This is a genomic window from Microbacterium sp. ProA8 (assembly GCF_039905635.1).
GTDB lineage: Bacteria > Actinomycetota > Actinomycetes > Actinomycetales > Microbacteriaceae > Microbacterium > Microbacterium chionoecetis.
In genome coordinates, this window is the sequence record NZ_CP157000.1 from 3,517,511 (window position 1) to 3,544,409 (window position 26,899).

The 26,899-nt window shown below is 69.3% G+C and carries 33 protein-coding genes; 15 read left to right on the forward strand and 18 right to left on the reverse strand.

Annotated elements, in window-relative coordinates; all coding sequences use genetic code 11:
- Positions 1–36: 36 nt before the first annotated feature.
- On the forward strand, positions 37–477 hold the full coding sequence (locus ABG085_RS15820) for a MarR family transcriptional regulator (RefSeq protein WP_347976694.1): 441 nt from the start codon (positions 37–39) through the stop codon (positions 475–477).
- 128 nt (positions 478–605) lie between these two features.
- On the opposite strand, the gene ABG085_RS15825 is transcribed toward ABG085_RS15820, so the two are convergent.
- The 3 genes from ABG085_RS15825 to ABG085_RS15835 are packed head-to-tail and all read right to left on the reverse strand — an operon-like array spanning position 606 to position 3,300.
- Positions 606–1,340, reverse strand: coding sequence for an ABC transporter permease (locus tag ABG085_RS15825; protein WP_347976696.1), 735 nt, complete (start codon positions 1,338–1,340; stop codon positions 606–608).
- Positions 1,337–2,284 carry an ATP-binding cassette domain-containing protein gene (locus ABG085_RS15830; RefSeq protein WP_347976697.1) on the reverse strand — a complete coding sequence of 316 codons (948 nt, stop codon included), beginning with the start codon at positions 2,282–2,284 and terminating at the stop codon, positions 1,337–1,339. The genes ABG085_RS15825 and ABG085_RS15830 overlap by 4 nt, the downstream gene beginning before the upstream one ends.
- Before the next feature lie 20 nt (positions 2,285–2,304).
- Positions 2,305–3,300: a DUF2804 domain-containing protein gene (locus ABG085_RS15835; protein WP_347976698.1), complete on the reverse strand. Its 996-nt coding sequence runs from the start codon at positions 3,298–3,300 to the stop codon at positions 2,305–2,307.
- Between the two features lie 51 nt (positions 3,301–3,351).
- Here ABG085_RS15835 and ABG085_RS15840 point away from each other — a divergent pair, with 51 nt between their 5' ends.
- Positions 3,352–3,936 (forward strand): thymidine kinase, encoded by a 585-nt coding sequence (locus ABG085_RS15840; RefSeq protein WP_347976699.1) that lies wholly within the window; start codon positions 3,352–3,354, stop codon positions 3,934–3,936.
- A gap of 87 nt (positions 3,937–4,023) precedes the next feature.
- Here the strand turns inward: ABG085_RS15840 and ABG085_RS15845 are convergent, their stop codons facing one another.
- From ABG085_RS15845 to ABG085_RS15855, 3 genes are all read right to left on the reverse strand, one after another.
- Positions 4,024–4,479, reverse strand: a complete 456-nt coding sequence (locus ABG085_RS15845; RefSeq protein ID WP_347976700.1) for an Hsp20/alpha crystallin family protein — start codon at positions 4,477–4,479, stop codon at positions 4,024–4,026.
- Between the two features lie 225 nt (positions 4,480–4,704).
- Positions 4,705–6,294: an L-serine ammonia-lyase, iron-sulfur-dependent, subunit alpha gene (locus tag ABG085_RS15850; protein WP_347976701.1), complete on the reverse strand. Its 1,590-nt coding sequence runs from the start codon at positions 6,292–6,294 to the stop codon at positions 4,705–4,707.
- 104 nt (positions 6,295–6,398) lie between these two features.
- On the reverse strand, positions 6,399–6,767 hold the full coding sequence (locus ABG085_RS15855; RefSeq protein ID WP_347976702.1) for a VOC family protein: 369 nt from the start codon (positions 6,765–6,767) through the stop codon (positions 6,399–6,401).
- Between the two features lie 123 nt (positions 6,768–6,890).
- Between ABG085_RS15855 and ABG085_RS15860 the strand changes: the two genes are divergently transcribed.
- From ABG085_RS15860 to ABG085_RS15875, 4 genes are all read left to right on the forward strand, one after another.
- On the forward strand, positions 6,891–7,064 hold the full coding sequence (locus ABG085_RS15860) for a hypothetical protein (RefSeq protein WP_347976703.1): 174 nt from the start codon (positions 6,891–6,893) through the stop codon (positions 7,062–7,064).
- Between the two features lie 208 nt (positions 7,065–7,272).
- Positions 7,273–7,584, forward strand: coding sequence for a hypothetical protein (locus ABG085_RS15865; RefSeq protein WP_347976704.1), 312 nt, complete (start codon positions 7,273–7,275; stop codon positions 7,582–7,584).
- A 13-nt stretch (positions 7,585–7,597) separates the two neighbouring features.
- Positions 7,598–8,890 carry a cytochrome P450 gene (locus tag ABG085_RS15870; RefSeq protein WP_347976705.1) on the forward strand — a complete coding sequence of 431 codons (1,293 nt, stop codon included), beginning with the start codon at positions 7,598–7,600 and terminating at the stop codon, positions 8,888–8,890.
- Between the two features lie 83 nt (positions 8,891–8,973).
- A complete protein-coding gene (locus ABG085_RS15875; protein ID WP_347976706.1) occupies positions 8,974–9,183 on the forward strand; it encodes a DUF2188 domain-containing protein in 210 nt (69 codons plus the stop codon).
- Between the two features lie 36 nt (positions 9,184–9,219).
- Here the strand turns inward: ABG085_RS15875 and ABG085_RS15880 are convergent, their stop codons facing one another.
- Positions 9,220–9,363: a hypothetical protein gene (locus ABG085_RS15880; protein ID WP_347976707.1), complete on the reverse strand. Its 144-nt coding sequence runs from the start codon at positions 9,361–9,363 to the stop codon at positions 9,220–9,222.
- A 152-nt stretch (positions 9,364–9,515) separates the two neighbouring features.
- Between ABG085_RS15880 and dinB the strand changes: the two genes are divergently transcribed.
- The 6 genes from dinB (at position 9,516) to ABG085_RS15910 (ending at position 16,826) form a co-directional block, all read left to right on the forward strand.
- On the forward strand, positions 9,516–10,712 hold the full coding sequence (gene dinB, locus ABG085_RS15885) for a DNA polymerase IV (RefSeq protein WP_347976708.1): 1,197 nt from the start codon (positions 9,516–9,518) through the stop codon (positions 10,710–10,712).
- 28 nt (positions 10,713–10,740) lie between these two features.
- Positions 10,741–11,631, forward strand: a complete 891-nt coding sequence (locus ABG085_RS15890; RefSeq protein WP_347976709.1) for a zinc-ribbon domain-containing protein — start codon at positions 10,741–10,743, stop codon at positions 11,629–11,631.
- 84 nt (positions 11,632–11,715) lie between these two features.
- Positions 11,716–12,432 carry a nitroreductase family deazaflavin-dependent oxidoreductase gene (locus ABG085_RS15895; protein ID WP_347976710.1) on the forward strand — a complete coding sequence of 239 codons (717 nt, stop codon included), beginning with the start codon at positions 11,716–11,718 and terminating at the stop codon, positions 12,430–12,432.
- Positions 12,433–12,531: 99 nt separating this feature from the next.
- A complete protein-coding gene (locus tag ABG085_RS15900; protein WP_347976711.1) occupies positions 12,532–13,254 on the forward strand; it encodes a TMEM175 family protein in 723 nt (240 codons plus the stop codon).
- A gap of 180 nt (positions 13,255–13,434) precedes the next feature.
- Positions 13,435–15,639: an alpha/beta hydrolase-fold protein gene (locus ABG085_RS15905; protein WP_347976712.1), complete on the forward strand. Its 2,205-nt coding sequence runs from the start codon at positions 13,435–13,437 to the stop codon at positions 15,637–15,639.
- 140 nt (positions 15,640–15,779) lie between these two features.
- Positions 15,780–16,826 carry a LacI family DNA-binding transcriptional regulator gene (locus ABG085_RS15910; protein ID WP_347976713.1) on the forward strand — a complete coding sequence of 349 codons (1,047 nt, stop codon included), beginning with the start codon at positions 15,780–15,782 and terminating at the stop codon, positions 16,824–16,826.
- Positions 16,827–16,937: 111 nt separating this feature from the next.
- Here ABG085_RS15910 and ABG085_RS15915 read toward each other — a convergent pair whose 3' ends face one another.
- Both ABG085_RS15915 and ABG085_RS15920 read right to left on the reverse strand, forming a co-directional pair.
- A complete protein-coding gene (locus ABG085_RS15915) occupies positions 16,938–17,411 on the reverse strand; it encodes a hypothetical protein (protein WP_347976714.1) in 474 nt (157 codons plus the stop codon).
- Positions 17,412–17,660: 249 nt separating this feature from the next.
- Positions 17,661–18,335 (reverse strand): TetR/AcrR family transcriptional regulator, encoded by a 675-nt coding sequence (locus ABG085_RS15920; protein ID WP_347976715.1) that lies wholly within the window; start codon positions 18,333–18,335, stop codon positions 17,661–17,663.
- A gap of 114 nt (positions 18,336–18,449) precedes the next feature.
- Between ABG085_RS15920 and ABG085_RS15925 the strand changes: the two genes are divergently transcribed.
- The gene (locus ABG085_RS15925; protein WP_347976716.1) at positions 18,450–18,668 is read left to right on the forward strand and encodes a zinc-binding dehydrogenase; all 219 of its coding nucleotides are present in this window, start codon (positions 18,450–18,452) and stop codon (positions 18,666–18,668) included.
- Positions 18,669–18,761: 93 nt separating this feature from the next.
- Positions 18,762–19,256 (forward strand): DUF6326 family protein, encoded by a 495-nt coding sequence (locus tag ABG085_RS15930; RefSeq protein ID WP_347976717.1) that lies wholly within the window; start codon positions 18,762–18,764, stop codon positions 19,254–19,256.
- A gap of 152 nt (positions 19,257–19,408) precedes the next feature.
- On the opposite strand, the gene ABG085_RS15935 is transcribed toward ABG085_RS15930, so the two are convergent.
- From ABG085_RS15935 to ABG085_RS15975, 9 genes are all read right to left on the reverse strand, one after another.
- On the reverse strand, positions 19,409–19,768 hold the full coding sequence (locus ABG085_RS15935) for a hypothetical protein (protein ID WP_347976718.1): 360 nt from the start codon (positions 19,766–19,768) through the stop codon (positions 19,409–19,411).
- A gap of 75 nt (positions 19,769–19,843) precedes the next feature.
- Positions 19,844–20,290: a hypothetical protein gene (locus ABG085_RS15940; protein ID WP_347976719.1), complete on the reverse strand. Its 447-nt coding sequence runs from the start codon at positions 20,288–20,290 to the stop codon at positions 19,844–19,846.
- Between the two features lie 174 nt (positions 20,291–20,464).
- Complete coding sequence (locus ABG085_RS15945) at positions 20,465–21,220, reverse strand: hypothetical protein (RefSeq protein WP_347976720.1); 756 nt, start codon at positions 21,218–21,220, stop codon at positions 20,465–20,467.
- 56 nt (positions 21,221–21,276) lie between these two features.
- Complete coding sequence (locus ABG085_RS15950) at positions 21,277–22,581, reverse strand: HAMP domain-containing sensor histidine kinase (protein ID WP_347976721.1); 1,305 nt, start codon at positions 22,579–22,581, stop codon at positions 21,277–21,279.
- Positions 22,574–23,251: a response regulator transcription factor gene (locus ABG085_RS15955; RefSeq protein ID WP_347976722.1), complete on the reverse strand. Its 678-nt coding sequence runs from the start codon at positions 23,249–23,251 to the stop codon at positions 22,574–22,576. The genes ABG085_RS15950 and ABG085_RS15955 overlap by 8 nt, the downstream gene beginning before the upstream one ends.
- A 146-nt stretch (positions 23,252–23,397) precedes the next feature.
- On the reverse strand, positions 23,398–24,087 hold the full coding sequence (locus ABG085_RS15960) for a metalloregulator ArsR/SmtB family transcription factor (RefSeq protein ID WP_347976724.1): 690 nt from the start codon (positions 24,085–24,087) through the stop codon (positions 23,398–23,400).
- The gene (locus tag ABG085_RS15965) at positions 24,084–24,443 is read right to left on the reverse strand and encodes a hypothetical protein (RefSeq protein ID WP_347976725.1); all 360 of its coding nucleotides are present in this window, start codon (positions 24,441–24,443) and stop codon (positions 24,084–24,086) included. The genes ABG085_RS15960 and ABG085_RS15965 overlap by 4 nt, the downstream gene beginning before the upstream one ends.
- Positions 24,440–24,892, reverse strand: coding sequence for an OsmC family protein (locus ABG085_RS15970; protein ID WP_347976726.1), 453 nt, complete (start codon positions 24,890–24,892; stop codon positions 24,440–24,442). The genes ABG085_RS15965 and ABG085_RS15970 overlap by 4 nt, the downstream gene beginning before the upstream one ends.
- A 181-nt stretch (positions 24,893–25,073) precedes the next feature.
- Complete coding sequence (locus tag ABG085_RS15975) at positions 25,074–25,790, reverse strand: SDR family oxidoreductase (RefSeq protein ID WP_347976727.1); 717 nt, start codon at positions 25,788–25,790, stop codon at positions 25,074–25,076.
- Positions 25,791–26,057: 267 nt separating this feature from the next.
- Here ABG085_RS15975 and ABG085_RS15980 point away from each other — a divergent pair, with 267 nt between their 5' ends.
- Positions 26,058–26,837, forward strand: a complete 780-nt coding sequence (locus ABG085_RS15980; RefSeq protein ID WP_347976728.1) for a methyltransferase domain-containing protein — start codon at positions 26,058–26,060, stop codon at positions 26,835–26,837.
- Positions 26,838–26,899 lie beyond the last annotated feature (62 nt).

Sequence of the window (26,899 nt, forward strand, 5' to 3'; positions counted from 1 at the left end):
AGCCTAGGGTCCGCACCCTGCCCTACTCTTGACGGTATGACCGACCGCCGTCTCGCCATCGACGCCTGGGAGAGCCTCTTCCGGGCCCAGCACGAGGTGTTCGGCGACATCAACGGCGACTTCGACGACGAGAAGCTGAGCCAGGCCGAATACGACGTCCTCCTGACCGTCACGCGCTCCGACGACCTCACCGCGCGCCTGCGCGACGTGACCGCCAACATGCTCATCAGCCAGCCCAGCGTGTCGCGTCTCGTCGACCGCATGGTGGCACGTGGGCTGCTCACCAAGTGCGCGGATCCTGACGACGGGCGCGGGGCGCTCGTGCACGCGACGGATGCCGGGGCGTCCCTGTTCCGCCGCATCGCCAGTGCCCACGGCCGGGCGATCGCCGAACGGATGTCGCTGCTGTCGGACGCGGAGCTCGCCCAGCTGCGCGAGCTCACGGCCAAGCTCCGCAAGCCGCAGCCCGGCTGCTGACTCCCAGCTCGGTCGTTGGGCGAGCGCAGCGAGACGAAACGCCCCAGCCGGCGTCGCACGTCGGCTCACTGCGTTTCGTCTCGCTCGTTCCTCGCTCGCTCAACGACCGTGGGCGCCGTCGCGGCTCCTCAGGGGGTGCGCCGCCGGAGCGTGAGCGATGCGAGGACAAGCGCTCCCGCGGCGAACGCGACCACCACGAGGAGCGGCCCGAAGACATCCCATCCCTCGTCGCCCGCAGTCACCGCGTTGATCGTGTCGATGGCGTAGCTGAGGGGCAGCACCTTCGAGATCTGGTACAGCGCCTCGGGCATGTCTTCACGCGGCATGAAGAGGCCGCCGAGGATGATCTGCGGGAACACGATCAGCGGCATGAACTGCACGGCCTGGAACTCGGTCCGCGCGAAGGCGCTGGCGAGGAGTCCCAGCGCGCTGCCGAGGATCGCGTCGACGACCGCCACGAGGCCCAGCTGCCACAGCGGTCCGTCGACATCGAGCCCGCACACCCACACCGCGAAGGTGACGGTGATGACGGCCTGCAGCGTGGCCATCAGGGCGAACGCGAGACCGTAGCCGAGGATGAAGTCCGCCTTGGCGATCGGCGTCGTCATGAGCCGCTCGAGGGTGCCCGACCGCCGCTCGCGGAGCGTCGTGATGGAGGTGATGAGGAACATCACGATGAACGGGAAGAGCGCGAGGATCGGACCGCCGAACTGGTCGAACACGCCCTCCTGTTCGCTGAACAGCCACGCGAACAGCCCGACGAGGATGCTCGGCGCGACGAGCATCAGAGCGATCGAGCGCGGATCGTGGCTGAGCTGGCGGAGCACACGCCCGGCCGTCGCGAAGGTGAGCGTGCCGTTCACGAGCCGCTTCCTTCATCCGCGGACTGCCCCGGCGGCGGCTCCTGCGCCGGCGCGTGGGGATGCCGCGCCTGCTCCCGCGCCTCGCGACGCGTGAGTGGGTGCGGTTCGGGGTCGTCGACCTCCGCGCGCGAATCCTCAGCCCCATCCGGTCCCCGTGCCCCATCCGGTCCCCGAGCCCCATCCGGACCTCGAGCCCCATCCGGTCCCTGAGCCCCATCCGGTCCCTGAGCTTGTCGAAGGGCGTCGCGTTCGATGAGCGTGAGGAACGCGGCATCCGGATCGGTCGTCCCGGTGTCGGCCAGCAGTCCGTCCGGCGTCGTGTCGGCGATGATGCGTCCCGCTCTCATCAGGACGAGGCGGTCGCAGCGCAGCGCCTCGTCCATGACGTGGCTCGAGACGATGAGCGTCGCGCCGGCGTCCGCGAGAGCGCGGAACACCTCCCACAGCTCCGCGCGCAGCACCGGATCGAGCCCGACCGTCGGTTCGTCGAGCACGAGCAGCTCGGGGGCGCCGAGCATCGCGACGGCGAGCGAGACGCGGCTCTCCTGCCCGCCGCTGAGCGAATCGATGGTCTGATCCCGCTGCTCTTCGAGCCCCACCTGCTCGATGACCCGGTCGACGTCGCTGCGCGGCGCGCCGACGAGGCGCGCGAAGTACCGCAGGTTCTGCTCGATCGTGAGGTCGCCGTACACCGACGCCGCCTGGGTGTCGTACGCCACCCGCCGCCGCAGCGCGCTCGATCCGCCCGGCTCGCCGAGCACGGTCACGGTGCCGCCCGCGATCTTCTGCACGCCCACGATCGAGCGCATCAGCGTCGTCTTGCCGCATCCGGACGGCCCCATCAGCCCGGTGATCTGCCCGCGCGGGATGTCGAGGTCGAGCGCCGTGAAGACCTCGGTCTTCCCACGTCGCACATGCAGATCACGCACGCTGACGGCATCCATGGGCTCAGGTTAGACCCGCGTCACCAGCGGTTGTGGACCTCCTCTGCCCAGCCCAGGATGCCGTCGAACCTCACGACGTCGCCGCCGGGCACCGCGAACGTGCCCGCCCAATGGCCGAAGCACTGGTCGGTTCGTGAGGCGACGACGCCGAGATTCGTGCGGGTCACCTTGTCGTAGAAGGGCGTGAAGGATGCCGTGAGCCCACCGCCGGTGACGCGCCACGGCCTGCGCCACTCGGCGATGTCGTAGTCCCACTCGAGCTCATCGTGGATCTTGTGCAGCCGTCCGTCCACCAGCACGGCGTTCTCGGTGGAGCCCGTGCCCTGGGTCCAGCGGCCGCCCACCTGGATGCCGATCGTGCGCCCGCCCGACGTCCCGGAACCCGCACCCCAGTTCCAGCGGACGTCGTACGGCCAGCGACCACGACCGTGGTCGAGCACCGCCCACGACTCCCCCGCCGGCACGTCGTGCGTGACGCCGTCCACGGTGACCGATCCGGAGGCGGGACGGGCGACGTCCTTGACGGTGTACTGGAAGCGCGTCGCGCTCCACGGCACCACGACGGCCAGCCGCTCATGGCCGGCCGGCAGCGCGGCGAACACGTCGAACGAGGCATGCGGAATCCGGGCTCGCAGCCGTGTGCCGCCCTCCTCCGGAAGGACCTCGATCTCGAGGTCCTTCGCGCGAGCGCGGGCCGGCCCGCTCTCGACGGCGGCCGCAAGCTCGAAATCCCGCGCCGGGATGACGGTCGCGCCCTTGCCCCACGTGCGCTCGGTCGCACGGTCGAACACCCACACCTCGTGCACGGCGGCGTAGTCGATCGACGACACCGTGAGCGCGAGGATGTGCGTCGGCGTGGTGACGTTCCAGTACTCCCACCGCTTGTTGCGCCCGCGTCCGCGCCCGATGCCCGCCGTGTCGACCACAGGCCGGCGCGCCCAGCCGATCGCCTCCGGGTTGACGCGGCCGTTCGGCAGGGTCAGCGACACGGGGACGGTCAACTCGCGCTCGGTCATGCCGGGTCCTCTCAGGGTCGTTCGATCCTAGGCGGACGTAGTCTGGGCGCCATGCACACGCGCACCCTGGCGAGGCTGCAGGTCGTCGCCGGCCCCATGTTCGCGGGCAAGTCCGAGGAGCTGCTGCGGCGCGTCCGCCGCGCACGCATCGCCGGGCTGGCGGTCGACGTCGTCAGCCACGCGCTCGACGATCGCCGCGGCGAGGGACAGGTCAGCTCCCACTCCGGCCTCAGCGTGCCGTCGCGGTCGGTCCCCGACGTCGAGACGCTGGTCGCCTCGGTGCGGGGTCGCGATCTCGATCTCGTCGCCATCGACGAGGCGCAGTTCTTCGGTCCGGGCCTCGTCGCCGCCGTAGACGCGCTGGTGACTGAGGGAGTGGACGTCGTGGTCTCGGGCCTCTGCGTCACCTTCGACGGTCGACCCTTCGAGCCGCTGCCGGCCCTCATGGCGATCGCCGAGGACGTGCTCAAGCTCACTGCGGTGTGCGCGGTGTGCGGAGAGGATGCCGCGTTCCACCAGCGACTCTCGTCGGGCGATACCGGCGACCCGCTCACTCCGACGACCGAGCAGATCGGTGGCATCGAGTCGTATCAGGCGCGCTGCCGCCGCCACTTCACGGGCGCCGCGCAGTCCTGATCGCGCAGAACGACGGATGCCTCGTCCCGGCCGGGACGAGGCATCCGTCGTTCTCTGCGGAACTGCTTGCTGCGCAGCCGTGCGCGACTACTGCTCGATCGGCTGCGGAGCGTCGTTGGACTCGTGCGCCTGGATCGTCGGCGTACCGCCCTCGGACATCACCTCGATCTTGCGCGGCTTGGCCTTCTCGCTCACCGGGATCGTCACGCTGAGCACACCGTTGTTGTAGTTGGCCGAGATGCGCTCGGTGTCGATGCCCTGGCCGAGGTTGAGCTGACGCAGGAAGCTCGCGGCCTCGCGCTCGCGGGTGATCCACTTGACGTCGTCGCCGCTGTGCAGCGTGCGCTCGGCGCGGATCGTCAGCAGCTGGCCGTCGACGTCGATGTCGACCGAGCCCGGGTCGATACCGGGCAGATCGGCGGTCAGCACATAGTGGTCGCCGTCGCGGTACAGGTCCATCGGCATGCGCCGGGGGCCGCGCCGCTGGTCGAAGAGACTCGACGCCAGACGGTCGAGGTCACGGAACGGGTCGTAGGTGGCCATGGGAATCTCCTCTCTGTCTTGGAGTTGAGCCCACTCGGCTCAACTACGTACAGATTAGCACTCGGCATGGGAGAGTGCTAACAGTCGGAGCGTTCGCTCAGAACGAACACGGCCCCGTCTCGTCTCTGCGTTTCGACTCGCAAGCACGCTCAACGACCACGTTCCTCGCTCGCTCAACGACCGGTCGTTGAGCGAGCGGAGCGAGACGAAACGCCCAAACGGTTGTCAGCACTCGATGACATTGACCGCGAGACCGCCTTCGCTCGTCTCCTTGTATTTGTGCGACATGTCGATGCCGGTCTGCCGCATGGTCTCCACGACGGCGTCCAGCGAGACGTAGTGCGACCCGTCGCCGCGCAGCGCCAGGCGGGCGGCCGTCACCGCTGTCGATGCGGCGATGGCGTTGCGCTCGATGCACGGGATCTGCACGAGGCCGCCGACCGGGTCGCACGTCAGCCCCAGGTGGTGCTCCATCGCGATCTCGGCCGCGTTCTCGATCTGCCGGTTCGTGCCGCCCATGACCGCGGTCAGTCCCCCAGCCGCCATCGCGCAGGCCGAGCCGACCTCGGCCTGGCACCCGCCTTCGGCGCCCGAGATCGACGCGTTGGCCTTGAACAGCGAACCCAGCGCGGTCGCCGTGAGGAGGAAGCGACGGATGCCGCGGCGGCGGTTCGCCTCGGCCACCTGCTCCTCGTCCCAATCCACCCCCGGCTCGGCGAGCGCGTGCTCGCCGTGATAGCCGAGCAGCGCGCTGCCGACCAGCTCGCCGTACGGGGTGACCGCGTTGCCCGCGCCCAGGCCGGAGTCCGCCAAGAACCGCCACCAGTACATCGCCACAGCGGGAAGGATGCCGGCCGCGCCGTTCGTCGGGGCCGTCACGACCCGGCCGCCCGCGGCGTTCTCCTCGTTGACGGCGAGCGCGAAGGCGCCCAGCCACTCCCCCGGCAGCTCGCGGCGGCCGTCGGCCTCGGCGGCCTCGAGCTGCGCGCGGATCGAGGCCGCACGACGCTTGACGCCGAGCATCCCGGGCAGCACACCGCCGGCATCGAGGCCGGCCTCGACGCACGCCGCCATGGCGTCCCAGATGGCATCGAGCCCGGCGGCGATCTCCTCGTCGGGGCGCCGCGACGCCTCGTTGATGCGCGCGGCCTCGGCGATCGTGATGCGGCGCTCGTCGCAGAGCGCCAGGAGCTCCTCGGCGCTCGAGAAGTCGAGCGGGTACGCACGAGCTGTGGCGCGCGGCGACGGCTCGTCGCCCTCGCGGCGGATGAACCCGCCGCCGACGGAGTAGTAGGTCTCGCGGGCGAGGAGTCCGGCATCCGTCTTCTGTGCGAGGGGCGCAACGGACGACGCTCCGGTCTCACGCACTCCTGCCACGGCCGTGGGGCGCGCCGGGCCGTCGTCGGGCGACGCCCACGCCTCGAGCGTCATGGCGTTCGGGTGCCCCGGCAGCCGCGTGCGCGGCGCGAACACGATGTCGCCGCGGGCGAACGGCACGGCGCGCACGCCCGCGAGGTCGAGCGACTCCCCTTCTGGCCAGGCGCTCCACGCCGAGCGCACGGCATCCGGGTCCACCGTCTCGGGTCGGAGCCCTCGCAGTCCGGCGACGACCGCGTCCGGCGTGCCGTGGCCGATGCCGGTGGCACCGAGCGAGCCGTACAGCGTGCAGGTCACCCGCCCGACCTGGGGCAGCACGCCGGTCTCGCGCAGGCGGACGACGAAGTCCTGGGCGGCCCGCATGGGTCCGACCGTGTGGGAGCTCGAGGGTCCTACGCCGATGGAGAACAGCTCGAACGCCGAGACGTAGGCGTTCATCACCACCAGGCTAACGCCGCTGCCGGTGCGAATTGCATGCCGTTACCGAGTCGTGAGCGACAGGATGCCTCAACTTGAGGGGTTCCACGGTGCAGTGTGACACCTCACTCCCGGCGATGAAATGACACGAGACCCACGGTGTTCCCCTCCGAGTCCTCCACGAAGGCCTGCCACTCCTCGTGGCCGGCCGGACCCAGCGCGTCGTCCTCGTGGGTGAAGATCACGTGCGGAGCGGTGACGACGCGGGCGCCTTCCTGGACGCGTTCGACAGCGACTCGCACGTCGTCCACCCGCAGATAGATCAGTGCCGTCGGCGCACCTCGTTCCAGCAACAGGCGGACGCCGTCGAGGTCGAAGAAGAGCAGTCCCGGCGGATCGAACCGCGCCGTGGGCGGCACACCGAGGAGGTCCGTGTAGAAAGCGGCGGCGCGCTCGAGGTCGTCAGCGTGCTGGGCGACCTGGACGAGTCTCATGGCGCCATTCTGCGTCACGCGCGTACCGCCGCACCATTGCCTCTGGCGGATCCGGCGGTGGTGCGATAGGCAGGGAGGAGCCCCGCGCAGACATGGCGGAGGCGACACGAGAGAGGACGCGCGATGCTCTTCGTTCTTTACCTCATCCTGCTCCTGGGCGGCATGTACCTGGTCGGCTCGGCCTTCGCGGCCCCCTTCCTGCCGGCCCTGGTGTTCGTCGCCGGAGTGCTGTGCATCTCACTGGCGGTGGCTCTTCCCATCGCGGCGCAGCGGATCGACAGCGACCCCCGGGAGTAGCCCGCGGCGCCGGCCGACGAGGATCACCGTCTGCCCGATTCGCTGGCCTGGCGGGCGGTAGCGCCTGGGCGTCGTTTGTCAACCCCGGCGGTGCCCGGCTCGTCCTCGGTGAGAATCGACTCGCTGCATCAGCGTGGAGGCACCGACATGAGAACAGCGACTTCCGCATCGCCGTGGTCCGGCACCGGACAGGAGAGGTGAGCGAACGATGGTGATGCTCGAACCCCAGATTCGTCCGACAGGACGACAGTACGACTTGCAGCGCGTGGATCAGTCGACGTGGATCATCCGCGACGCGCATGTCCCCACGACCGACGCGAGAAGTGTCGTCGCCTGCATCAGCGAGGCCCCGCTGGAAGGCGTCGACGTGCTTTGGCTGCACCCGCTCGGTCTGCCCACTCGCTACGGCACCGCTGATGCGGTGCTGCGCGACCTCATCCGCCACGGTCGCCGGAGCACAGGGACCACCCGGCCCATACCGATCCCGCATCGTCCTCCGATGAAGCCCGAGCGTCGCTGATGCGGCCGGCGCGATGACGCGTCCGCTCGCCGACGAGTCGCTCTCCGTCCTCGCCCACGGCTACGACTTCGGCGAGCGCGTGTGGCGGCGCTTCCGCGAGGGTGCGCGGTCTGCACCCCTGCGACTGCTGGGCCGGGACGCACTCCTCGTGCGAGGCACCGCGGCGGTTGAGCTGTTCTACGACGAGACGCGAATCGCCCGCCACGGCGCGATGCCCGCGATCGTGCAGGAGACGCTGTTCGGACACGGCTCGGTGCACAGCCTCGACGGCGACGAGCAGCGCCACCGGAAGGCGACGTTCGTGGACATCGCCTACGACGATGCCGAGGTCGAACGTCTGCATCCGCTGCTCGAGCGGGAGTGGCGTCATGAGCTCCACGCGTGGCTGGACGGCGGCGACCGCACGGCCTACGACGCGGCCGTCGGAGCTCTGGGTCGGGCGATCATGACGTGGGCCGGACTGCCGGGCACGCCCGCGGCGAAGACCCGCTGGTCGGCGCGCCTGGCGCAGATCGTCGACGGCTTCGGCGCGCCCTACTCCCCCGCGTACCTCGCGGCAGTCGGCAATCGCATCTGGTCGGACCGGCACGCGCGGCGCCTCATTGAGGCGGTGCGCTCCGGCGACCTCGCTGCCCGAGAGGGGACGGCTCTTCGTTCCTGGGCCTGGCACCGCGATCGCGCGGGCGAACTGCTGCCTGCGCATCTCGCGGGAGTCGAGCTGCAGAATACGATCCGTCCCACGATCGCCGTCGCGCGCTTCGTCGCCTTCGCGGCGAAGGAGCTGCACGACCGGCCCGAGTGGCAGGCTCGCATCGCCGCCGAGACGGCGGAGCGGGAGACCCTGGTGGGGGGTCCTCTCGCGATCATGTTCGCCCAGGAGATCCGGCGGACCGCACCCTTCGTGCCGATGCTCCCCGGATGGGCGACCCAGGACATCGACCTCGACGGGCAGCACCTCGCCGCCGGCGGGCGCGTGCTGCTCGACATCCTCGGCACCGACACGGACGCCGGTTCGTGGGAGAACCCGGCCACGTTCGATCCCGAGCGCTTCCGCGGCGCCGAAGACTACGAGGCGCTGACCGCCTTCATCCCCCACGGCGGTGCCGGTGTGGCGACCGGCCACCGCTGCCCGGGCGAGAAGATCGCGATCTCCGGACTCGCCACGGCGATCGCCGTGCTGAGCGACCCCGGGCTGACCGTCCTCGACTCCGGCCTCACCGTGAACCGTCGCCGGCTTCCGACGATGCCGAAGTCCGGAGCGCACGTGCGGGCCGGCGGAGCAGCGTCTCGCTGCCCGGTCCACTGACGGCGGGGTTCGGCATCCGTCCCCGGGGTCAACCCGCTCCACGCACCGCTCCGGGCCGCCGAGGATAACTGACAGGAGAAATCATGGCCGAGACCGAGCACACCGTCATCACCCGTTCGAATCGCGGACAGTGGGAGGTGTCCGTCGCCGAGCGGCCCGACCTCTCGCAGAGCTTCTCGAGCCGCGAAGAGGCGGTCGATGCGGGACGCACGACCGCCGACGAGCTGAGCTGGCGTCACATCGTGGAGGATGCGGAGCCGACCGGCGTGATCACCGACCCGGCCGACGACTGACGCACCGCAGCGCGTCCGGACGGCGCCCCGCAGGGTTCAGGGCATGGGGAAGTGATGCTCTTCTGCGCGACGGACGTCGGCGAGGGTCGCCTTCCAGGTGGTTCGCCGCGGGCGGCGGCGGTCGAAGAGCTTCCTCAGGGCCTCTCCGACGGAGCGGATCGCGGATCCGAATGTGATCATGGCTGCTCACCTTCAAGCAGTGGCGGTTTGTCTGTGGAACAGGGATATCCCCTGCGCCCGCCACCGTCTTGGGGCTTGACCCGCCTCATGAGTTGTGGTGTCGCCGGTTGGTGCGATGATCCGCACCAGGGACGAGCGGCGGGGAGGGCGGGATGCGGGGCGAGGCGACCGTGCTGCACGCCGATCTGGACGCCTTCTACGCCTCGGTCGAGCAGCGCGACGCGCCCGCGCTGCGCGGCCGGCCGGTCATCGTCGGCGGTGGCGTCGTGCTGGCGGCCAGCTACGAGGCGAAGGCCCGCGGCGTGCGCACCGCCATGGGCGGGCGGCAGGCGCGGGAGCTCTGCCCGGATGCCGTGATCGTACCGCCGCGGATGGACGCCTACTCTGCAGCCAGTCGCGACGTGTTCGCGATCTTCCGGGATACGACCCCGCTCGTCGAAGGCCTCTCCATCGACGAGGCGTTCCTCGAGGTCGGCGGGCTCCGGCGCATCGCGGGCTCCCCCGAGCAGATCGCGGTGGGACTGCGTGCACGGGTGCGCACCGAGGTCGGACTCGCGATCTCGGTCGGGGTCGCCCGCACCAAGTTCCTCGCCAAGGTCGCGAGCGCGGTGAGCAAGCCCGACGGGCTGCTCGTGGTGGAACCGGAGCGGGAGCAGGCGTTCCTGCTCCCGCTGCCCGTCGAACGGTTGTGGGGTGTCGGCGCGGTGACCGCCGAGAAGCTGCACGGGCTCGGCATCCATACCGTCGGCGAGTTGGCCGAACTCGAAGCGGCGACCGCCGAGAGGCTGCTGGGAAGGGCGGCCGGCGCGCACCTGCATGCACTCGCCCGCCTGCGGGACCCGCGCCCGGTCGACTCGACGCGCCGCCGCGGGTCGATCGGCTCGCAACGCGCCCTTGGCAACCGCCCTCGCTCGGCCGAAGAGCTGGACCTCTTCCTCACGCAGATCGTCGATCGGCTCGCGCGCCGACTGCGCGAGCGCGACCGGGTCTGCCGCACGGTCGTACTGCGCCTCCGGTACGGCGACTACGCGAAGGCCACCCGCTCGCGCACGGTCCGGTTCCCGACCGATCGCACCTCGGTGCTGCTCGGCGTCGCACGCGCACTACTCGCGGCCGCGCAGCCCGAGATCGCCGAACGCGGCATCACCCTGATCGGCATCTCGCTGTCGCAGCTGGGGCGCGCCGACAGCATCCAGCCCGAGCTGCCCATCGACTGGGACGACGGCGAGCGCCTCGACACCGTGCTCGACGCCGTGCGCGATCGCTTCGGTGCGACGTCGGTCTCGCGGGCCGCGCAGCTCGGTCGCGACCCGGGCTGGTCGACGCCGCTGCTGCCGGAGCACGAGTGATGTCGCCGGCCGCGAATACCCTGCTGGCATGGCAGAGCGTGTCGAACTGTGGTGGGCTCGCCGCCAGTTCTCCAAAGGCGCGGAGGTGCCGTACCCCGTCGGCAGCTACCGGGAGGCCTGGGCGCCGTTTCCCGCCCTCATCCGCCAGTATCACCCCGAGCTCAACGCCGGCATCGTCCTGAGCCAGGTTCCCCCGGCCGCCGACGTGCTGCTGCTGTGGCAATGCGAGGCAGGGCACAAGTTCGCGGCCACCCCCGACGAGCAGCGCAACCGCCCCGGCCGTGAGCGCCGCCGGTCCGCCTGGTGCCCGGACTGCGCGGACCTTGCCCGGCCTGCCCGGGCACTCCCGATGCGGGAGGTGGTCACGGCGCCCGGCTCCCCCGTGCCGGCCGCGATCGCGAACCCGGTCGACCGCGCCGTTCTCCGGCAGAAGTTGCCGAAGCGAAAGCAGCGTGTGTGCCCCAAGACGCCCGACGTGCCGGTCGGCGAGCCGTTCCACTCGGAGTGTGCGCCGAAGCCGGCGTCGGCGATCGAGGCCCAGCTGCGCGCCGACCTGTTCGCACGCCTCGGGGTGACGCAGGGGATGAACGCGGTACGGGTCGCGCGGCCGTTCTTCGACCACGTGGAGGTGTGGCCCGACATCCTTCTTCCGGAACTGCGCGTCGCCATCGAGTACGACAGCACCGGCCGGCATGGCCTCGAGCACGTCGGCAAGCGCGAGGACGCCGACCGCCGCAAAGGCCGCGCGCTGCGCGCGGCGAAGTGGGAGGTCGTACGGATCCGCACCGGCAAGCTCGAACCACTCGGCCCTCACGACTTGCAGCTGGCGACCTGGAACAGGAAAGGGCTCGACCGCCTCGTCGACACGTTGCGGGACATCCGCGGTCCACTGCTCGTCGACCCGTACCTCGCCTGGTGACTCGGGCGTCGGCCGGAGAATCCGCATGGAGCGGCTGTCTGACGGGCGGGTGATCCGGCCGCGGATTCGTCGTAGTGTGGGCGCGTGTCGATCGTGACGATCGTTCGGAGCGCCGTGGGTGCCGCGTTGCTGGTCAACGCCGTTCCGCACGGCGTGAGCGGTGTCCAGGGCCGGCCGTTCCCGAGCCCGTTCGGCGATCCTCCGGGCGTGGGGATGTCATCTCCACCCGTCAATGTCGGCTGGAGCGCGGCGAACGCGATCGCAGGCGCGCTGCTCCTGCGTCGTGGTCTCCGCTCACCGGCGGAAGCCGTCGGAGCAGCCGTCGGTGCCGTCGCAATGGCGATCGTGGTGTCGTATCACTTCCGCGAGGTGCTGGCCGGAGGCAGAGGTCTCCGGGGCATGCGTCTGGCGAAGGGCGGTTCCGGCCCGCCGCGGAGTCTCGTGAAGGCGACTGAACCGATCGCGAAAGCCTTGGCCGGGCGACGCGTATTCCCGCTGTTCGCGGTCGTCCACCACCGTGGACGCAAGAGCGGAACCGACTATGCGACTCCGGTCGCCGTGGTGCCGACGTCGGATCCGAACATCGTCTTGATCGGTCTGCCGTGGGGACGGAGGACGAACTGGGCAGGCAACGTCGTCGCCGCGGGGAGCGCAGACCTCACCTGGAAGGGCGCCCTGCACTCGACGACTTCGCCCCGCATCATCGAACCCGCCGAGGCCGAAGCCCTGGCCACGCGATGGTTCCGCCCCATCGTGAAGCACATGCCGGCCGCCATTCTGCTCCGGCGTTCGCACCGCTGACCCGGCCGCATTCTCCTCTCGCGGGGGGTGCCTGTGAACCCCCTGCCCTGATCCGCCGACGACTGCCGATGATGGCGGCGTTCAAGCGAGGGTAAGGCAGTGGCAGCGAGAGACGACGACAGCGGCCCGCGACAGCGGAGAAGAAAACCCACCCGCGCGGACCCCGGCCGTGCGATGGCGTTCAGCGACGCCGTCATCGCGATCGTCATCACACTCCTCGTCCTCGACCTTCGGCCGCCCGACGCCGAGCCCGGCGAGTTGCTGCCTGCGCTGCTGGAGGAGTGGCCGACCTACCTGGCGTACGCAGCCTCCTACACCTACCTGGCGGTGATCTGGCTGAACCACAAGGCCGCCTTCACCCGGATCCGGGAGATGGACATCGGCCTGCAGTGGGCGAATCTGGGAATCCTCGCCGCGCTCGCGCTGGTGCCCTGGCCGACAGCCGTGATCGCCGAGACGGCCCGAACCGGCAACATCGACGACGAACGGGTGGCGGTCGCGCTGTACGCGATCGTCGGCGCACTGCTGTGCCTGTCCTGGCTGGTGTTCTTCTCCTATTTGGCGCGGCACCCCGACCTCACCAACGAGGAGGTGGACGACTCCTACTTCGCGCGCGAACGCCCCCGCGCCCTCATCGGAGTAGTCCTGTACCTGGCGGCTGGAGTGGCAGGCGTCCTCCTCCACCCCCTGGTCGCATCAGTCGTCTTCCTCCTGCTGCCCGCGTTCTACGGGTTCACCAGCCACGGACACGACCAACGGCCCGCGTTCCTCCGCGCCGGCGATGACAAGGGCAGAGGAAACACCCGCCCGAGTGGTTCGTGACGCTCTGCTGGACGCTGTGAATCGGCTATTGCAACGTTGTAGTACACCGGTGTAGCTTCACTCGTACTACACCGGTGTACTACCTCGTCATCTCAGCCGCAGGAGGCTGCTCTCGGGGAGCGCGTGCGCCGAGCAGCGGGTGCGGGGTTGCCGCTGCATCCTTCGAAGAAAGGCTGTTCAATGAAGAATGAAACCGGGATGCGGTGGCCACGTGGCCTACGAGCTCGGGCAGCGACGGGGCTCGTTCTCGCCGCGTCGCTGGTAGCGCTGACGGCGGCCCCCGCCTCAGCCGCTCCTGATCCGTGGGAGTCGCAGTCGGGGATCTATCACCGCTTCACGGTTCCCAAGTCGAGTGTTCCGTCGAATGCCTGCGGCAACTCGACGGGTGCCGGCGCCGAGATCGAGGGCGATTTCGGACCGTCGAAGACGTGGGCGCGAATGGGGCTCGACGCGAGCGGCTCGAACTGCGCCGCGAACATCGGGCCGCTCCAGCCCGGCCTGTACCACTACCAGTACGTCGCCACCATGGCCGACCGATCGAGGGTGCCCTTCCGCGCGCCCGACACCCCTGTCGAGGTGACGTCGCACCCCGAGTGGAACACCCTCTTCGTCCCCGGGCCCGAGGTCGCCTGGATGGACGACGTCGCCGTGGGCGGCGGTTCCGTCGCCGAACTCACGTACCAGTCGCCCGTGACCCAGTCCGAGCAGTCGGTGGCGGTGTGGACGCCGCCGGGGTACACCGCCAAGGCGGCCAAGGCGCTCCCCGTGCTCTACCTGCTCTCCGACCAGGGTCAGTCCTTCCGCGAATGGCTCGAGCTCGGCCGCGCGCGCCAGATCCTCGACAACCTCGCGGTGAACGGCGACCTGACCTCCATGGTCGTCGTGATGGCCGACGCCGGCGATGCCGACCCGGGGACGGAGCTCCTGGACGGGATCGTCCCCGCCGTCAAGTCCGCGTACAACGTGTCGAGCAAGGTGAAGGAGACCGCGATCGCCGGCATCGGCCGCGGCGCGTCGCAGGCGCTCGAACTCGCCGTCGCCGGGCCCGGCGTTTTCGGTTCGGTCGGCTCGCTGTCCGGCTACCTCTCCGAAAGCACCGCGGTCACGGCCGAGCTCGCTCGCAGGATCAATGCCAAGACCGATCTGCTCCGCTTCTACGTCGGCAACACGCTCGACCCGAACTACAACGGCACCTACGAGGCCATGACCGCGCTTCGGCAGGCGGGTCTTCGGCTCGAGTTCGACGGTGTGCACCCCGAGACCGGCGGGGTATGGGACACCTGGCGTGAGAACCTGCGTGACTTCGCATCGCGTGCCTTCACGCCGAGCGTCGAGGACCACGGCCTCAGCGAGGGTCACCGACCGCGCACCGAGCCGTACACCGCGCCCGGCGCGGGGAGCATCACGACCCCGCACATCGACGAGCACGGCATGGTCACCTTCGAGACCGGCACCCAGTGGGCCGACGCCGAAGACGTCGTGCTGTGGGGCGACTGGGCTCCGAACGGGCAGTGGCTCCGCATCCCGCTCACCAAGGAGGGCGACCGCTGGCGCACCACGATCGGACCGATCGACGGCTACTACTACTGGCGCTACGAGGTGAACGGCGTACCCTTCCACGACCCTCAGGACACGAAGAACGTCGTGAATATCGAGAGCCAGCTGTTCGTCCCGGGCGGCGTGCGCACGCCGCTGCTGGCGGACGCCGCGGCCGAGGACAGCGGACAGCTCGAGACGCTCACCTACAACGGTGCGTTCGGCGCCTCGAAGCTCAAGGTGTGGACGCCGGTCGACTATGACCCGAACCGGGCCGAGCCGTATCCCGTCCTGTACCTGTACCACGGCTTCGCGCAGAACTACGCCGCGTGGACCGAGATCGGCAGGGCGAGCCAGATCCTCGACAACCTCTACGCGCAGGGCGAGATCAAGCCCATGGTCGTGGTGATGCCGGGGTACTCAGGTGCGCCCTTCGACATCTGGAACGAGCTGTCGGGCAACGTGATGCCGCTGGTGAAGTCGCAGTACAACGTGTCTGATGACCCGGCGCAGCGCGCCATGGCGGGCCTGTCCTGGGGCGGGTTCCTCACCCACGGCACGCTGGTGAACCACCCGGGTCAGTTCGGCTACTACGGGATGTTCTCGCCGCCGTTCACCGCCGCGACGCTCGATCCGTCGACGCCCGGTGGTCAGACGGCCATCGCGACCACGAAGTCGGTCACGCTGTTCGCGGGCGACGTCGACACCGGTGCCGTCAACGCGATCAACGGCATCGAGTCGTCGATGAGCGCCAACGGGATCCCGGTCGTGAAGACCGTCGTTCCGGGACCGCACGGCTTCGACGTCTGGTGGCAGGGTCTCATCGACTTCCTGCCGCGGCTCTTCTAGCCGATCGAGAGGTGCGGGGGCCGGACATCGACGGCCCCCGCACTCCGCTCTCTGCGGTCCGGCATGCAGTGCCCGGTCGAGCGGCAGCGAGGCCGCGCTGTAATACGCTGACCACTGACCCGACGGGAGGCGGTGGCGCCGTGGCACGCAAGGCGAGCGGATCCGCGACGATCCGGGATGTCGCGGAGCTTGCAGGCGTGTCGATCAAGACCGTCTCCAACGTGCTGAACGGCTATCCCTACATCCGGCCCGAGACCGACGAGCGCGTCCGCAACGCGATCCGCGAGCTGCGCTACCACGTCAACGTCTCGGCGCGGAACCTCAGCCGCGGACGCACCGGCGTCATCGCGCTCGCGCTGCCCGCCCTTCGGGGCGTCTACTTCGCCGAGCTCGCCGACACCATCATGCGCGAGGCCGCGAAGGTCGGGTTGACCGTCTTCATCCAGCAGACCAACGACGAGCGGGATCGCGAATTGAGAGTGGTCAACGGCAGCTACCGCTCGATGGTCGACGGTGTCATCTATTCACCGTTGGCATTGGGACAGCAGGATGCCGCGCTCTTCGACGTCGACTTTCCGATGGTGCTGCTCGGCGAACGTGTTTTCGACGTCGGCGTGGACCACGTGACGATGCACAACGTCGCCGCCGCGAGGGCTGCCGCGGAACACGTCATCGCGCGCGGGGCACGCACCATCGTGCCGCTCGGCGCGAAGGAGGATCAGTCGACGAGCAGCGGCACGCTGCGCATGGAGGGCTTCCTGCAAGCACTCGAGGCGCACGGGCTCGAGGTCGACCCCCGCGCGATCATCGGAGTGCCCGACTACTTCCACGCGACCGGGGCGGCGACCATGGCCGAGATCCTCGACCGCGGCGTCACGCCCGACGCCGTCGTCGCCTTCACCGACACCCTCGCGCTGGGCGCGCTTTCGACGCTCACCGATCGAGGCTTGCGCGTGCCCGACGATGTGCAGCTCATCGGCTTCGACAACATCGAAGAGACCAGCTATTCCAGTCCACCGCTGACAACGATCGACCTCGGTCGCGAGGCCGTCGCCGCCACCGCTGTCACCCTGCTCGAGGAGCGCATTCGCCTTCGGCTCGACGGCGTCGGGAAGGATGACCAGCCTGCTCCCCGGAAAGTCGTCGTCGACTTCCGCCTGGTCGAACGACAGTCGACGCTCAGCTGATCCGGCAGGTGCCTGGCCGGGGTCGGCATGTGCGTGTCGCCGTCCTCAACCGTGCTGCGGCCGATTGCGACTCGCTCTGCGGGCTGGAATCGGATGCACGTCTGACGCGATTCAGCCCCGTTGACCTGCGAGTTCATCGAGGAAGGTCGGCAGGAGGTTCACGAGCTCATCGTTCCGTTCGTGCAGCTCGTAATCACCGTGCGGATACTCGAGCGTGACGATCAACGGGTCATCGTTGCGGCTCGTGCCGTGGCTGACGTAGGGGGCATGCCGAATCTTCACCGAGCGCAGGTCCCGCCGGGGGTGGACGGTCGTTCCGACGTCATCGATGGCCTCGCTGAACCGCTCCACCTCAACCACCTTCGTTCGGGTGAGAGCGAGGATCTTGTAGGTCGTGTCGCCCAGATCACTGAGATCGACCTCGGCCCAGATGATGTCTTCGCCACCGACCGACAGCACGAGTGCGGACAATGCGGAGTGGAGCGCGACCCCGTTGCGGCCATGCATCGCGAGGCCGCCCCACACGTCGTTCGTGCGCTCAAGGAGAGCGTTCAGCGCTTTCGCCTTCTCATGGTCGTCCGTCATGGCACGAGACTGTCAGATAGGGCGGCAACCCTCCACTCCCGCACGTCGAGGTAGTGCCACAGGTTCCTCGGGATCGGCCTACGACATCGCCGGGCTAGGCCCAGCGTGCGAGATCGTCGGCGCGAACGGCGTTGTCGCTCCGACCCGCACGACAGCGGTGGAGTTCCCACCGCTCAGGACCTGGTCGTCCATGAACCCACCCTAGGTGTGCCCGAAAAGCAGGGCTGCGCGCGCGTTCGATGAGCGTTGCTATGCGGGCGCTCTGTGCGGCTCGAGGGCGGCGAGGACGAGGTCGAGCCCGAAGATGAACTCCTCCGTCGGGTCGTAGCCGACAGCGACGAGCTCCGCCGCCGACTCGTTGAGGTAGGGGAACTCGTCGGGCGGAAGCTGTGGGAGGTAGACCTCCTCGGTCATGTCCGCCAGCTGGTCGGCGGTGTCGAACGGCAGGGTGGCTGCCTGCAGCGCGTAACCGTAGACATAGCTGTTGATCAACCAGTTGGCGTGCGTCGCCGTGATGACCGAGAAGCCGGCCCTTCGCAGGCAGGCGGTGACCGCTTCGCGGTGGCGGAGGTTCGCGGGCCCCGGCGTGGTGCGCGACTCCATCAGGCCGATCGCCCACGGGTGGCGTGCCAGAACCTGTCGGGTGGATTCCGCCTCCCGTCGCATCGCCGACTGCCAGTCGGTTCCTTCCGGCGGGAGCTCGATCTCCGCGAACACGATGTCGATCATGGCGTCCAGCAGCTCGTCCTTGCTCGCCACGTAGTGGTAGAGCGACATCGCGCCCGCGCCGAGCACGCCGGCGAGCCGGCGCATGCTCAGCCCATCGACGCCCTCGCGGTCGGCGAGCCGGACCGCCTCGACCACGACCCGCTGCTTGCTCAGCCCCTCGTCGGACGCGACCTGGCGTTGTCCACTTGCAGGCATGGTCTCCTCGCTCGATCGAACGGCTTGACAATCGTACAGTGTACGCGCATAGTACAGCGTACGACGTACAGTGTACGAGTCGGCGAAGGTCGCGGCTCGGATGAGGAGGCCTCTGTGGGAATCGAACAGCGATCGGATCCGGAGAACCGAGCGGAGCTGAAGCCCTTCACGTCGATCGGAAAGCGCCCGGATCTGCTGACCCCGGCCGATCTCCTCAGGACAGGGCAGGTCACCCCCGTCTTCGACCGCACCAACCCGCTCGAAGAAGCAGCCGACGCCCTCCGCTGCGTAGCGGCCGGGCACACCCGAGGGAAGGTCGTGATCACCGTCTGACGACCGGACCGACGAGAACGACTCAGCCCCTAGACGTACCGCCCGACCTGCCGCCATTCCGGCGGACGGCCGGCCCTCTCGAAAGAAGAACCGATGACCATCCCAACGAAAAGCCCGAACCCTCTCGGCAGCCCGCCGGTCCCCGTGCAGGCGAAGCTCGCCGCCGCATGGACCAGTTTCATGTTCCTCTACATCTACGTCGACTTCTTCAACCTCTACAAGCCCGGCGTCGTCGACGGCATCCTGAATGGCTTCGTCTGGAGGTTCAACGTCAGCCCGACGTTGTTGACCATCATGCTGGCGTCCGTGGCGGTGCCGGCCCTGATGGTGATGCTCTCGATGACGCTGCCCGCCCGGGCGAACCGCGCCACGAACCTCGTCGTGGCATCGCTCTACATCCCCTACTCGCTGTTCAACGCGGCAGGGGCGTCCTGGGACTGGGCCTTCTTCTACGCCCTCTCCATCGGAATCGAGGTGCTGCTGCTGGCCTTCATCCTGCGCTCCGCCTGGACCTGGCCCCGAACGCACTCCGACACTGCGGAGGTCGCGGCGGCGGCCGACCGCCTGCGACAGGACCTTCGGCAGTAGATATCCCCCCGAAAGCCCGACGGCGTGAAACCCTCGCCGCGGACACCGGGTCAACCGTGACCGACTCACTCGCGGTGTGCACAGAGAGCCTGCTCACTGTCGGTCCGGTGTCCGCGCGCGGGGCTCACTGTCGCTCTGCGAAAACTGGGGAACTACGGGAGATCGAGCTCTCGCCGCGCATTCTCCAGCGCTGCCACGTACGCATCCTTTTCCCCCCTGCCTCCCGGTCGCTCGCGCCCGATGATGTAGCCCTCCTCGGCGACCACCTCGCGCGTCTCGGCGTCGGCGCGGCGAGTGAGCGCCGCGTCCAACATCGCATCGAACCGTGCCGCCTCCCCGAGTGCCTCAACTGCTTCCAAGGTCGAGCCGACCGCGCCTCGCGTCTGGGCGTCGGCAGCCAAAGCCTTGTTCGACTTCCGGTAGCTCAGCACCGCAACGATCAATGCGCCGACACCTGTCAGCGCACCCACCAGCGAGCCGATGCTCGAGATCCAGTCCGTTACCGATGGCATGGCGCAACGATATCCACCCGCTTCTCGAACGGGCGGCGTGAGGCGCGATCTGGGGCGTCCGCCGCGTGCGACGGCCTACTCGAGACCGCGGGCAGTCGCCTCTTCCTCGGACTCCAGCATCCGTGCGAGCGCCGCGAGGTCGGCATCCAGGCTGCGCTGGACGTCGTCGCGCATCTGGTCGGCGTAATCAGCCGCACGTGGACCGGCGAGCCATGCGCGCAGCACGAGCGCCGACCCGGACTCGGAAGGCACGGCGGAGTGGTGCACGGTGAGCTCGGCATCGTCGAGGATCGTGGTGTCGGCGTACAGACGGCCCTCGACGTACTCCGCCACGACGAAGGGCGCCTCGTGCCCACCGCGCACCTTCAGCACACCCCTTGCCCCCACAGCGAACGGCTCATCGAGTCTCAGGTACTCCATTCCCGCGGCCCACTCCGGGTGCGTCGCAAGGTCCCGCCAGCGCGCGACGAATCGCTCCGGGGAAACGGAGGAGGACAGCTCGGTTCGCGCGATCTCGATCACACCAGGACCCTACTGGTGACCCCCGACACGCCTCGACGCCTTCAGCGCCCGCGGGTCGCAGGCGCTCGACTCCGCTCGGCGCACTTCCCACCCTGCACGACGGCAGCTGAGGCGGAGCAACGAACGGGCCGCCCGACCCATGTGGTCGGGCGGCCGCCGTGTCTCACGCGGTGCTCAGTCGTCGCTCTCGGCCCCGGCGGCCACCACCGTGAACTCGGCGTCCAGGTCGATCTCGACGAACTCTCCGGCCTCGGTCAGAACCGTGACGTCCCACGGCGACGTGCTGTCGTCGTCGGCCTCGATCTCCACGATGCGCCCGTCGGCTTCGGCGAGCGCCGCATCCACGATGGCCGCGATCGCGTCGGCGTCGAGGACGTTCTGGGGCGCGGTGTCATCGGACTCCGCGGACTCGGTGGACGTGACGGATGCCTCGCCCGAGGCGTCGACGCGCACCTCGGTCTCGGCGCCGTCCTCGGCCTCGAGCGTCACCTCCGCGCCGCCGTCGCGCTTCAGGTCGATCGACACCGGCTCGCCCTCACCGGCGGCGGACGCGGCGTCGATCATCGCGACGAGGTCGTCGGCGGAGGCGGAGCCGAGATCAGACAGGTCGCCGCCGGCGCTGTCGTCGACGGCGCTGTCATCGCTCGAGTCGTCGTCGCGGGAGTCTTCGTCCCGGTCATCCGACACCGACGACGTGGTGTCGTCGTCGTCGACCTCGTCCGCGATCGCCGCACCGACGGCGACGCCGCCACCGGCGAGGACGGCCGCCGTGAGCACGGCGCCTCCCGCGATCAGCAGGCCGCGGTTGCGGCGGCGCTTCGGAGTGGGAGCCGCCGGAGCGGGCGTCGGAGTCGCCGCGACCACCTCGGTCTGCTCGGCGTCGGCGGGGCGGGCGGGGGAAGTCTCGGGGGTGCTGTTCTTGTCATCCATGCTCCGATGGTGCCGAGCGGTCGCTGAAGCAGGCCTGAAGCATGCTGAAGCCGCGTTCAGGATGCCGCGGGAAGCACGACCGAGAACCGCGCGCCGCCGAGCGGCGAGTCCTCGACGCCCACGCTGCCGCCCTCGGCCTCCGCGATCGCGCGGACGATCGCAAGGCCCAGCCCACTGCCTCCGGCGTCGCGTGCACGTGCCTCGTCGAGGCGCACGAAGCGCTCGAAGATGCGCTCGCGCTCTGCGGCCGGAACGCCCGGGCCGTCGTCATCGACGGTCAGCAGCACCTGCCCGTCACGCTCGAGCACCCCGAGTGCGACAGCCGACCGCGCGTGACGCGCCGCGTTGTGGGCGAGATTGCGCACCAGCCGGCCCAGGAGGCGGACGTCACCGCGCACCCGCGCGGCATGGACGCCGGACCCGTCGACCTTCACACCCCCGGCGCGGAGCCGCGTGATCTCCGCGAAGGCGAGGTCGTCGAGGTCGACGGCCCCCTGGTGGATCACCGGACTCTCGTCGAGCCGGGTCAGCAGCAGCAGCGCGTCGACGAGCTCCTGCATCCGCAGTCCTTCGTCGTGGACGACCCCGGCAAGATCGTCGATGGATGTCGCGTCGGGATGCAGCTGCGCCAGCTCGGCGTGCTGGCGGATCGTCGCGAGCGGGGATCGCAGCTCGTGCGAGGCATCCGATACGAACCGGCGCTGCGCGGCGGCTGCGGCATCCAGCCGCGCCAGCATTCGATTCATCGTGCCGGCGAGCGCGGCGATCTCATCGCCCGATGCCGGCACGGCGACGCGCCGGTCGAGGCGATCGGCGGAGATGTCGTCGACTTCTGCGCGGATGCGCTCCACCGGGCGGAGTGCACGTCCGACCACCCACCAGGTGATGGCGGCCACCAGTGCGACGACGGCGACGACGGCGACGGCGAGCAGCACCGCGACGGTGGCCAGGGTGCTCTGGTCGTCCTCGACCGACACGGCCAGGAGCAGCGCGTCGCCGTCGTCCAGGTCTTCGCGCACGACGACCAGCGGTTCGTCGTCGTACGTGATCGCGGTGGTGCCGTCGGTGTCGGGCAGGTCGCCGCTGTCGGCTTCCTCGGACGTGGCGACCACACCCCCGCCCTCGTCGAGCACCTGCGCGATGTCGTCGTCGAGCTCGGTCACCACTGCCGGTCCTTCGGCGTCGATCCGGGCCGCGAGCTGCTCGGCGCGCGTCTCGGCAGCACGCACGGTGGCCTCATGGATGCTGACGGACAGGATGCCGTAGAAAGCCAGCGCCCCCACCACCAGCGCGGCGGCGACGACCAGCGTCGAGGCCGCGGTGATGCGTGTCCGCAGCGAACGGCGACGCCGCTCAGCCACCGTCGGCCGCCAGACGGTAGCCTGCGCCGCGGATGGTCTCGATCGCCGCTCGGCCGAAGGGTCGGTCGACCTTGCGCCGCAGGTGTCCGACGTAGACCTCGACGATGTTCGGGTCCCCCTCGAAGTCGTCGTTCCAGACTCCGGCGATGAGGTCGCGCTTGGAGATCACCTGCCCGCGGTGACGCATGAGGTGCTCGAGCACGGAGAACTCCCGCGACGTGAGGTCGACGTCGGTATCGCCGCGCCGCACGGTGCGGGATCCGGGGTCGAGCCGCAGGTCGCCCGCCTCGAGCACCGTCGGGCGCTCGACACCGCCCCGGCGGATCAGGGCACGCAGACGGGCGACGAGCACGGCGAACGAGAAGGGCTTGGTGACGTAGTCGTCGGCGCCGGTCTCGAGCGCCTCGATCTGGTCCCACTCGCCGTCCTTCGCCGTGAGCATGAGCACCGGCGTCCAGTTCTCCTCGGCCCGCAGCGCCTCGCAGACCTTCCATCCGCTCATGCCGGGCATCATCAGGTCGAGCACGATGGCGTCGTACGCGGTCTGCCGGGCACGCCATAGTCCGTCCACGCCGTTGTGGGCGACGTCCACGCCGAAGCCCTCCGCCTCGAGTCCACGACGGATGCCGTCGGCAAGGCGCACCTCATCATCCACCACGAGAATCCGCATCGGCCCCAGTCTGGCCCTCGCCGCCTGAATCCCGCCTGAAGCGCGGCGCTGCACCATGTCTTGCTCGCCAGCGTCGTCCAGCTTCTTCGGGGATAGAGCGCAACGGAGCCGAGTGCCGCGCGCTCGTCACCGTCCGCGCTCGGCGCTCAAGACGCGTCGATGCCGAGTGCGGCGAAGTGCTCGCGTCCGCGAGGTGTGATCGTCAGTGCGCGGTCGTCGCGGCGCCGCCCGAGCCACCCTGCTTGGAGCATGCCGGCGAGGATCGCCGCGCCGAGCCGCCCGGCGATGTGCGGGCGGCGTTCCGTCCAGTCCAGGCAAGGGCGCACGATCGGGCGGGACGAAGAGGTGAGCGTGACGGGTATGCCGAGGGCGGCGCCGACGGTGCCGACATCCGCCGCGAACAACCACGATCCGTCGTGGTCGGTGATCCACCCGTCCGCGATCGCGCGGTCTGCGATGGCGATTCCCAGGTCGCCTGCAAGGTGGTCGTAGCAACGCCGCGCCCGCCGCAATGCGGTGCGTCGATCGTGGGCGGAGAGCGAGGAGACCGGATCCTCGCCAGAGAGCCGAAGGAGACTCTCGACGGCGTCCGCTACGGTCTGATCGGCCAGTCGCGCTTCCCGCGCGCGACCCACATTCTCGATCTCGATCAGCCCCGCCTCCTCGAGGCGAGCGAGGTGGGCGCTCACCGTCGACGGGGCGACACCGATCCGGGCGGCCAGCGCACCAGCGGGCAATGGTGTCCCGCCGAGGAGTTCTCGAAGCACGCGCAGCCGCGTCGGCTCGGCAAACGCTCGGCCGAGCTCGTCGAGCGACGGGCGCGTGCGATCGGTCATGCCAGTGCCCTCCGGGCGCCCTCGATGTCGTCCACCACGAACACCTTGCGGTTGTCATGATCACTGTATTGGGCGTGGACGCGGATCTCCGCTGCCGCCAGAGCCGTCATCATGATCCCCAGTGCCCCTGGCCGATCGGCCGGTAGCGCAGCCAGCACGACCTGACGGCTCTGCCCGCCGAGGATGCCCGCGGTTTCGAGCGCACGGAGCGCCGCTTCCCCGTCCTCGACCAGATAATGCGCGACGTCCCCCCATACTCCACCGCCTTCCAGCCCCACGCCTGCCGAGCCGAGGACACCGCCGATGCGCCCGACATCCGACGCGATGTCGTGCACCGGGATGCTGATGTCGTTCATGCGGCGACCTCGACCGTGATGTCCATTTCGACGGATGCCGTGAGCGAATGCGCGATGAAGCATTCGGCGTGCGCCTCGTGCATCAGCCGGACGATCGTCTCAGTCTCGGCCTGTCGGACCGTGACCGTCGGGCTGAGCACGATCTCCGTGATCCGCATCGGGCGTGCTCGAAGAGGCATGATCGCAGTCGCCTCGTCGCGATAGTCGATCACGTCCACTCCGGCTCGAGCAGCCACGGCGAGGAACGACAGCAGTTGGCATGAGCTGGCCGCCGCGAGCACCAGCTGTTCCGGATTCGGAAGCGCGGGATCCCCGCGGAACGCCCGATCCGCGCTGACGGACATCGAGGTCTCCCCGGCGGATACTCGGTGTCGGCGGTCGTATTCGGCATACCCGGCGCCGGTCGACCCGGACCAGCTGACTGTCGACTCGTAGACGTGAGCGTTCATGCTCTCACGCTACGGGCGAGACATTTCGGCGCACACCGAAACGTGGCCACCACGGGAATCAGCGCGGCAACTCCGCTTAGGAGCACAAGGCAGACAGCCAAACGACGGCGGAACCCCTGCGTATCCTGTGGCGGGTTCTCGGCTTCGGTCCGACTCGTCGAGCAGTCCTGAATCCCGCCCGCTACATGCCTCCGGCGATGCGCACGGTCGCCCCGGTCGCATAGCTGGCTTCCTTCGAGAGAAGCCATATGATCGCGGCGGCGATCTCATCGGGCTGGCCGGCTCGCCCCAGCGGGAGCCCAGTTGCGACCTTCGCGGGGCGTTGCGGGTCCTGATGAAAGTCCGTCCACACTGTTCCGGGCTCGACGCAATTGACACGGATGCCTGCGGGACCGAGTTCTTTTGACAGCCCGACAGTCAGCGCGGCAACGCCTGCTTTCGCGGCAGCGTAGTGGACGTAACTGCCGGGGCTGCCGATCGTCGCCGCAGCGGAACCGACCAGGACAAGGGCACCCTCGGTTCGTTGAAGATGCGGGATCGCTGCCCGACAGGTCAACACCGCGCCGAGAAGGTTCACCTCCAGATCGCGGCTGATGGCCTCGGGATCGAGTTCGACAAGGCGACCCACGGCCCGCACCGCGCCGGCGTTGGCCACCACGCCATCTACCGGCCCCAACTGCGACGCTGCGCCGTCGAGGAAATCGGCGAGGGAGTCGGCTTGCGTCACATCGACCTGGATGGGCACCGCGCGCCCGCCTTTCCGCTCAGCGTCAGCGGCGACGGCGAGAGCAGCATCCCGGTCTGTGTGGTAGCCGACTGCGACGGCGCCGCCGGCGGCAGCGAGTCGAAGAACGGTCGCGGCGCCGATGCCTCGGGATCCCCCGGTGACGGCGGTCACCGAATCATACGAACTCACCTGTGCATCTCCCTCGTGCAGCGACCTTCCGCCGACTCCTCCAGAACCAGCCCTTCGCATTCTGCATCACGCGACGACACGAATGCCGCCCCGGCCGGGCAGGGCGACGACCTGGCTCTATGGCTCGGGGTTTCTGCGGCGGTGGTCGCGACGACCAAGCCAGTACGACTGGCTCCCGGATGACTCCATGGCCACTAGGTCGGGCGGGGACTGATGGCCCGCTCGGGAGGCAAGCGATAGTGTGCCGCCATGGGCGAACTCCCGGAACACGTCGCGGTCAACCGTGAGTACTGGGACAGCATGGCTCATGAGTGGGTCGCGGCGGGTGAGCGATCGTGGAAACAGGCAGAACCCACGTGGGGCGAATGGGGCATCCCCGAGAACCAGCTCCGGCTGCTCCCCGACGACATGACCGGGTTGCGGGCGATCGAACTGGGCTGTGGCACTGCCTACGTGTCGGCCTGGATGGCGCGGAGGGGCGCGTCGGTCACAGGGATCGACAATTCGGCCGAGCAGCTTCGCACTGCCCGGCGACTCTCCGAGCAGCACTCGATCGTTCTCGAACTCATCCACGGCAACGCGGAGGAGGTCGCCAAACCCGACGACTCCTACGACTTCGCGATCAGCGAATACGGCGCGGCCATCTGGGCCGACCCGTACAGGTGGATACCGGAAGCGCACCGGCTGCTGCGGCCCGGAGGGACGCTGGTCTTCCTCGGCAATCACGTGTTCGTGGGCCTCTGCTCGCCCGTCGACGGGTCGTACCCGATCACCCGCCGGCTCGAGCGGCCCTACTTCGGCAGCCATCGTCTGGACTGGCGAGAAGCAGCAGATGACCCCGGCGGCATCGAATTCACCCTGACCTTCTCGGAATGGATCAAGCTGTTCCGTGCCACCGGGTTCGAGATCCTCGATCTGACCGAGATCCAGGCTCCTGCCGATGCCACGGGGTTGCGATCAGGCGTCACAGCAGAGTGGGCACGGGAGTTTCCCCAGGAGCATGTCTGGACACTTCGCAAAGAACTCTGACCCAGAATTCCTCGCTCACCGTCCCCTTGCGTGCGACGACCGCGAGCGTTCTGGGCGCTCCG